Annotated in this window: 1 protein-coding gene; it reads right to left on the bottom strand. The window is 49.4% G+C overall.

Translation table 11 applies throughout. The annotated features are described in order from the left end of the window. Positions 1-262: 262 nt before the first annotated feature. A partial coding sequence (locus tag L888_RS13715; protein ID WP_044249298.1) for a hypothetical protein occupies positions 263-1,438 on the bottom strand: 1,176 nt, incomplete at its 5' end.

Here is a 1,438-nt window from a genome sequence, read left to right as displayed (position 1 = left end):
CGGATAACAACTCTCAACAACGGCAATGCCGCGGCGCAGCGTTGTTTTCGGTTGTTGTTCGTTGTCTTTTTTGAACCCGGTGCGATTGGGCGTTGCCTTTCAATTCCCCATGCGCTGCACCCTGTAGGGACACACGCCCTGTGTGTCCGCAACATCGTCGGATGAGTAACCCCCCCTCGGGAATGAACCACACACGACGGAAAACAAAAATCCTGGCAACGGTGGGTATGTCAAAGAGCGAGAGACGTCATGGGGATAAATATTAGTCTGTCGGGACTTTGTCCAATTGCCATACTTTTTGTGCCCGAATGGCATCGTCATAATGAAGCACGATGAAATTCTCATAAAAATAAAGGCTTGGATAATAGTATCCTCCGGCAGCAAGTGAACTTTGGACTCCTGCCGTGTTGGACCAGTATAGGCCATGGTTGCCCACTACGAGTTCTCCTTCCAGATAGCGGCCAAGACAAGGCAGATAGAAGTATTCGCCTTTTTCACTATCATTAAGGGGACTGTTCGACAAGCTTCCATGGAGGATAGGGTTTTTTCCTAGTCGCCAATCAGTACCATCTGGAGCAGTGTCCCAGCCAAATCCGGTTATCTTATCATGCTTTTTCATCCATATTCCCTTGTTGTAAAGATGCCCCATTGTGCTCCACAATGTTTTGTTGTCCCAATGAGGTTCGCCATGCAGAACGTACCATGCAATTGCATTCGCATTAGGACAATTTATCATGTTTGTGTTGTGGGCATAATCAGGAGTAAGTCTTGGAGTAAACCAACGCGCATCTGTCGGAACTTGAGGATAATATATATTATTTGTCTGTTTATTTAGTTTTGGCTGAAATTGCTCATACCCTTGCCAATAATGCTGTGCGGCATCCCACATATAATATTTGTTGTCATAATGTGGAATGGTGAAATTCATTGCAAACTTCTTGTTCCTTCCCACGTTGCAAATAACGTTGCCGTAGTTCTTCTTCACCGTGCCGGTTATGTTCGTCGCTTGGTCGTGCAGGGTGTATTCCACGGTGAAGTTGGTGTACGTTCCGGGAGCAACGACCATGATGGCCGCATTCTTGCCGTAATCTGTGTTAACGGGAATCTCGAAGCCGTTGGTGCCTCCTCCACAGAGCGTGAGGGTGACGCTTTGAGACGTCGCGGTTGCCGTGGATGGTTTGATGCCCGTATCATCGAAATCGTATGTACCGGCAAGGGGCTGGTCGGCGCTGACCTTGATTTGAGTCACTTTTACGCTTGGGTCGAACACCTTGCTGTAGCAAGGCATGAATGTGAGGTAGGATGCCTTATGATCGAGCGTGAACAGGTACGAACCGTCGCCTTGGCGGTGTGCCGTTGCCGTGCCGCAGTCGCCGTCGGTGCCGATATGCGCGCCGTCGTTGGGCGCTTGCTGCGCCTGTGCCGACTTGATGATCAC

It is taken from the genome of Hallella seregens ATCC 51272 (assembly GCF_000518545.1).
In the GTDB taxonomy this organism is placed as follows: Bacteria; Bacteroidota; Bacteroidia; order Bacteroidales; family Bacteroidaceae; genus Prevotella; species Prevotella seregens.
This window is presented reverse-complemented; position numbering and strand designations above follow the sequence as displayed.